Annotated in this window: 7 protein-coding genes; 5 read left to right on the top strand and 2 right to left on the bottom strand. The window is 42.4% G+C overall.

What is annotated here, in order from left to right; genetic code table 11:
- The 3 genes from J7J01_09710 to J7J01_09700 form a co-directional block, all read left to right on the top strand.
- Positions 1–1298 (top strand): right-handed parallel beta-helix repeat-containing protein (locus tag J7J01_09710; protein MCD6211138.1); only part of this gene is annotated, 1298 nt, incomplete at its 5' end.
- Between the two features lie 77 nt (positions 1299–1375).
- The gene (locus J7J01_09705; GenBank protein MCD6211137.1) at positions 1376–1519 is read left to right on the top strand and encodes a hypothetical protein; all 144 of its coding nucleotides are present in this window, start codon (positions 1376–1378) and stop codon (positions 1517–1519) included.
- 193 nt (positions 1520–1712) lie between these two features.
- Positions 1713–3125 carry an FAD-dependent oxidoreductase gene (locus tag J7J01_09700; GenBank protein ID MCD6211136.1) on the top strand — a complete coding sequence of 471 codons (1413 nt, stop codon included), beginning with the start codon at positions 1713–1715 and terminating at the stop codon, positions 3123–3125.
- Positions 3126–3368: 243 nt separating this feature from the next.
- On the opposite strand, the gene amrS is transcribed toward J7J01_09700, so the two are convergent.
- Together amrS and J7J01_09690 are read right to left on the bottom strand one after the other, a co-directional pair.
- The gene (gene amrS / locus J7J01_09695) at positions 3369–4358 is read right to left on the bottom strand and encodes an AmmeMemoRadiSam system radical SAM enzyme (protein MCD6211135.1); all 990 of its coding nucleotides are present in this window, start codon (positions 4356–4358) and stop codon (positions 3369–3371) included.
- A gap of 104 nt (positions 4359–4462) precedes the next feature.
- A complete protein-coding gene (locus J7J01_09690; GenBank protein MCD6211134.1) occupies positions 4463–4714 on the bottom strand; it encodes a hypothetical protein in 252 nt (83 codons plus the stop codon).
- Positions 4715–4992: 278 nt separating this feature from the next.
- Here J7J01_09690 and J7J01_09685 point away from each other — a divergent pair, with 278 nt between their 5' ends.
- On the top strand, positions 4993–5169 hold the full coding sequence (locus tag J7J01_09685; GenBank protein MCD6211133.1) for a hypothetical protein: 177 nt from the start codon (positions 4993–4995) through the stop codon (positions 5167–5169).
- 32 nt (positions 5170–5201) lie between these two features.
- On the top strand, positions 5202–5759 hold the full coding sequence (locus J7J01_09680) for an ATP-binding protein (GenBank protein ID MCD6211132.1): 558 nt from the start codon (positions 5202–5204) through the stop codon (positions 5757–5759).
- Positions 5760–5844: the final 85 nt, after the last annotated feature.

The following is a 5844-nucleotide window of genomic DNA, read 5'->3' as shown; positions in this document are numbered from 1 at the left end:
TTGAGAATTCAAACAATAACCGCATATCAGATAGTACCATCAGCTCAAACAACGGAACTGGCATAGAGCTTGGGAATTCAAACAATAACCACATATCAGATAGCACCATCAGTACAAACAACGGGAATGGCATAGAACTTGGGAATTCAAACAATAACTACATATCAAATAGTACCATCAGCTCAAACAACGGGAATGGCATAGAACTTGGGAATTCAAACAATAACCACATATCAGATAGCACCATCAGCTCAAGCAAAGGAGCTGGCATAGCGCTTTATGACTCATACGAAAACAGGATAAGAAACAACAAATTCATAAACGGTGGTTTACATGCCGGGACTTATTTATACGGGAACATTGTGGAAGATAATACAGTAAACGGAAAACCGCTTGTTTATCTTGAGGATGAAGCGGATGAACTCGTTCATAATGCCGGGCAGGTAATACTCGTTGGATGCACAAACATCACGGTCATGAATTCTGAACTCACAAATACAAATGTTGGAATTGAATTATTTGAGAGTGATAACTGCTTAATATCAAATAACAATATCAGTTCAAACATCTGGGGTGGCATACTCATCATAGATTCAAATGACAACATAATATACGCCAACAACTTCATAAACAACACATGCAACGCTTATTCTTTTGGTTTAGCAAACATATGGAATTCAACAGAGGAGATAACATACACATACAAAGGTTCAACATATACGAATTACATGGGTAATTACTGGGACAATTATACTGGTTCGGATGCAAATACCGATGGAATTGGCGATACTCCCTATAGCATAGATGGTGACGAAGATTATCATCCGCTTATGGAGCCATTTGAGATTTATTTCGCGGTGCCAACATTTGAATTTGACACAGGACAACCAGCTAATCCATATCCAAGCATTTCAGGCAAGTTCGTAGGCACGATAGAGGCGAATTGCGAGATTGTGACGGACGAACTATACACGTATGCATGCGCTGGGACGGGAGGTCACACCGAATATGCGCTTATATGTAATGATACATGGTGCGCAGAAGCCCCGTGGGGCGTATATGAAAGGGACCGGGAGAAGATAGTATTCAATACTACTGTTGTCTTAATGCCTCACGAGCAATACAATGTAACGCTAATAACAGGCTCTTACCCTCAAATTCACCATAATAAGACTTTAACAATGCCATACGGAGAAATTACATGCACTAAATTTATAGATGCTAATGGGAAAGTGTATCATGATTGGATACCTGCTATAAAGTTAAAAAAAAGCGATTGGGAATCCCAAAGATCTTAATTACGCCTAACTAATTAGCCTTTGTGTCATATAACATCTGGTTTATGATAGAATATAGATAGGAATAGGTGATGTACATGAACCAGGAAGAATTGGAAAGGTCGGTAAACAAATCGGACAGACAGCTATTTATCAATGACCTGAATACCGGTTTTGGACTGTCTCAAGTGGAAGCAGAAGCGCTATACGATAGTGTCCATGAATTTACCAATCCTGCATGATGATGACATTGAGATCAGGCAAAAATACGGCATCGCGGCGGAAATAAGGAATAAGGAATAAGGAACTGCGTCTGTGTGACGAAGCGATATATTTAACCGATAAAGGACAAAAGAATGGTTCGTTTGATAACACAGCAAAAAACCGCTAATTATTTATAGCCCTTTACATGAAGAAGAAAATAGGAGGAGAGAGATGGTGAAGAAGGTAGTTATTATTGGTGGTGGTATTGCCGGGATATATGTCTTGAGGAACCTGCTTGCGAGGCGTGATGATGTGGCAGGTGGACTGGATTTGACGCTGATAAAGCGAGAGCGAAGTGGCTGGGTATCCACCTGCGGATTGCCATTCGCATTAAGGGGCTGGTATGAAATAAAGAGGACGGAGATAAACGAGCCGAAGTTCTTCCTCGACCAGGGTGTTGATTTCAGGACAGAGACAGAGGTTACGAAGTTGAGTCCTGAGGATAAGACCATAACATTGGTAACAGGAGAGGAATTGAAGTATGATTATCTTGTAATAGCCACAGGACGAAGCCCTTCTGTCCCGGATGCGGTCGCAGCGACCGAACTTGAGGGTGTTTATACATTCAACAATGAGACTGACGCGGAGAGGATAGAAGCTGCGATGGAAGGTGCGAAGAATGCATTTGTTCGTGGACGTGGGATAATAGGACTGCAAGCAGCGGTGGCATTTGCAACGAGAGGGTTAAAGACAACCGTTCTTGGCGGTCCTCCTTCGCTTCTACCTTCCAGTTTGGACCCCGATATGGGAGATATGGTGAAGAAGTGGCTGGAAGAGCAGCATGGGATCAGGTTTATACTCGAACGTAAGGAGATAACAGCGGTTAAGGGAGAAGGGGGGCGAGTGAAGTCAGTGGTGATAGGCGAAGGAGCTTCAGCGAAGGAGTTACCGGCTGATATAGTCGTTATAGCAAGGGGGATGAAGCCGAATACGAAACTCGCTGCTGACGCCGGTATAGAAACAGGTGAGAGCGGTGGGATTGTTACTGACAGCGCGATGCATGTGAAGAAGAAGAGTGGACGAAGTTATCTCAAGGATGTCTTCTCACTTGGTGATTGCACTGAGGTCATAGATGCTATTACTCACAGACCGAGGCTGAGCCAGCTGGCATCTACGGTGGTAGTTCAGGCAAAGGTCGTTGCTGATAATATATTAAGTGATATTAGTGCTCAACCATCATTATATTCTATCTGTGAGCCTTGTCTGAGTCCAACAGTAGCAGAGATAGGGGGCTTGCTCGTTGGCTCGGTTGGCGTGACATCAGAACTGGCTGCAAGGGTGGGTATAAAAACATTGAGTGGAGAGGCGACGAAGCTTGTAAAAGCACGATACTTCCCGGGTGCGAAGCCACTAACAATGAAGCTCCTATTCGAGGCATACACACATAAATTAATAGGTGCGCAGATGGTTGGTGAATCTACCGTTGCAGAGCGAGTAAACGAGCTGGAATTAGCTATCCGCGCAGGCATGACTGCGGAGGAGATGAGGAATACCGAACGTTGCTATGACCCTTCTCTATCATTGCTCATAGATGTGACGATAGATGCTACAGAGAAGGCTATCGGCATCAGCCCTGTATATTAGTATACAATAAATTTGTATAGCATACTCTGTTTACATTTACATCTTCTCTTTCAAGTCGATGAAAGAGGGACACACGACCGAAACCTGCAAAGTCTTCAAAACGGGAATGGGATTCTTACCCGAAGTTGACGATGTAAACGCGCTTCTAACAGGATTCCCGCCATTAAGTTGTTTTTTTAGTAGAGGTTTCTTTTATTACTGGATAACGGCAATCAAGTTTTTTATAAATGATAAAAACTTTTCTTAAACGCGGGTTTTTACTGCAATAGCCTTTCCGCACTCGGGACATCTATTTCCCGCCGTTATGCGATAACTAACCACGTCAAACCCATATCGCTTGATTAACGTTGCACCGCAACGTGGACAATAAGTATTCTCATAAGGATGCCCGGGGACATTGCCGAGGTAAACATAATTCAAACCCTCTTCCTTCCCTATTTCCCATGCTCGTTCCAGTATCTCAACAGGTGTTCTTCCTTTATAAAGACCTAATTCAAGCGCCCTGTACGCTGGATAATACTGCGTTACATGCCATGGAGTGTTTTCTCCGGTGTCTTTCCTGATTCTTGAAGCTATGCTCCTCAAACATTCTTCATCATCGTTCACACCCGGTATAATGAGCGTTGTAATCTCAATATGAACTCCCTTTCTCTTTGCTTCCTTTATATTCCGCCATACGAGCTCCACGTCAGCGCCACAATATTCCCTCACCGCTTCTTCACAGCCCTTTACATCCACATTCATTGCATCTAACCCGTGCTCCACCAGCATCCTTAGCGCTTCAGCACACATGTAGCCGTTCGTCACGTATGTATTATAGTAGCCCTCCTTTTTCGCGAGTCCAAAGACGTCGAGCGAGTATTCGAGAAGCAAAGTGGGTTCGTTAAAGGATATAGAAGTCCCATGGCACCCCTTTTCTTTCGCCATTCGCACGAGTTCCTCAGGCGAGATATAATTACATCTCGCAGGATTGGGAACGGATTTGCTAATCGTCCAGTTCTGGCACCAGGGGCAGGAGAAATTGCATGAGTAACTGCCTACTGTCAATGCCTTGCTGCCCGGGAAGAAATGGAAAAAAGGTTTCTTCTCTATCGGATTAGCACTTATAGAGGAGATATCGCCATATTCCAGGGTGTAGAGTTTACCATCAATATTCATCCGTGTTTTACAGAATCCCGAGTTGCCTGCGGCAATTTCGCAGAACCTCTCACAGCTTTCGCATCTCACTTTCATGGATTCGAGTTGCTCGTACAGCAAAGCCTCTTTTATACACGGATTTCCTCGAATAAATGTTTTTCCCTCTTTCCCACTTTCAAACGTTTTTAATAACATATTCCTTAGTGTCTAACATAAACTTTACCCTGGATAATTTTGTTAGCGGGCTTTCCATGATAAACAGCTTCGCGGGCAAAAGTTTCACCACACTGCGGGCATTTTAAATCGCCTCGTGTGTAATCTTCGGCTATCCTGTCTTTGTAGCATTTTATCAATGAACCGAGACCTGCTTTTTGGTACTTGTAGAGTAAAGCATGACATTTAGCACAATAAACCTTTATTATGTGTGTCCTTCTTCCCTTCTTTGTGGGCATAACTTTGTAGGTTTTTCTGTTAGCAAGTCAGCCTCGTAAGAGCCATTTTCCGCTTTCTTGGTTGGGGTGCACCCCTAAAAGTATACAGTAAGTTAGGAAATAAAAAGAAAGGGGTTGCAACATATGAAAAGAAGGAGAACCTACACGAGGGACTTTAAAATCTCAGGTTCTATCCCAATCTTGTGAAGGGGTTGAAGATAACCCGATTGAATCAGGTATAGGCTTCCGATATCACTTATATCCGTCTATCGGACGATTTCGTCTACCTGGCGGTAATCATGGACCTTTTCAGCAGGGAATGCATCGGATGGAATCTGGATAGAAGCCTTCACACAGAGCTGGCGTTAAAGGACGTATACAACAAAAAGAGGCTACATTCTACCATAGGGTACCGCTCTCCCATAGACTTCGAGAAGGAGGTGCGTGCATCGGAGGTTTTAAATACTGTTTCTTAACTAGTTGTATACTAACAGGGGTGCACCCCACAGTGGCTGACGATAAATTCTCAAAAGGAATCATAGATTATGTTTTCGAGTGTCAAGCAGATAAACCTAATATTTTGAAACGAAAAGAAAGCAGCGAGTTGGAATTCAAAGAGAATTTTAATTGGGGCAACAAAGCGGAATACGGGAAATTGTTTTGTTCTTTCGCAAACAATAAAGGAGGGTACATTATTTTTGGAGTTAAAAATAAACCCCGTGAATTAGTTGGTCTTCGAAACGATAATTTTTCAAGAAAAGACCCTGACAGAATGACAGAATATTTAAATTCGCATTTTTCTCCTACTATTGAATGGGCATCATGCGACCATGAAATAGAAGGAAAGAAATTTGGGATAATATATATTTACCCTTCCAAAGAAAAACCCGTAATGTGCACCAGTAATGATGCAAATGTGATAAAAGAGGGTGAAATATACTACCGATATTCTGGAGAAACAAAAGTTATTAGAGCCACTGACCTTCAAAAAATAATCAATGAAAGAATAGAAGCCGAAAGGAAATCATGGCAGGATATAATTCGCCTAATAATCTTGCGTTGTTAAATTTAAATAATGGCACACTTGAAAGAGGTGGAACCAAAGTTCTTATAGATGAAAATTTAGTTTCAAAAATAAAGTTCGTTAAAGC

It is taken from the genome of Methanophagales archaeon, assembly GCA_021159465.1.
GTDB lineage: Archaea > Halobacteriota > Syntropharchaeia > Alkanophagales > Methanospirareceae > G60ANME1.
The sequence above is the reverse complement of the archived record's forward strand: the minus strand, read 5'-3'. Positions and strand labels throughout refer to the sequence as shown.

Bases quoted from the DNA above. Each gene is read 5' to 3' on its own strand.
- J7J01_09705 (MCD6211137.1), top strand. From the start codon at position 1,376: ATGAACCAGGAAGAATTGGAAAGGTCGGTAAACAAATCGGACAGACAG.
- J7J01_09700 (MCD6211136.1), top strand. From the start codon at position 1,713: ATGGTGAAGAAGGTAGTTATTATTGGTGGTGGTATTGCCGGGATATAT.
- amrS (MCD6211135.1), bottom strand. From the start codon at position 4,358: ATGAAAGTGAGATGCGAAAGCTGTGAGAGGTTCTGCGAAATTGCCGCA.
- J7J01_09690 (MCD6211134.1), bottom strand. From the start codon at position 4,714: ATGCCCACAAAGAAGGGAAGAAGGACACACATAATAAAGGTTTATTGT.
- J7J01_09685 (MCD6211133.1), top strand. From the start codon at position 4,993: ATGGACCTTTTCAGCAGGGAATGCATCGGATGGAATCTGGATAGAAGC.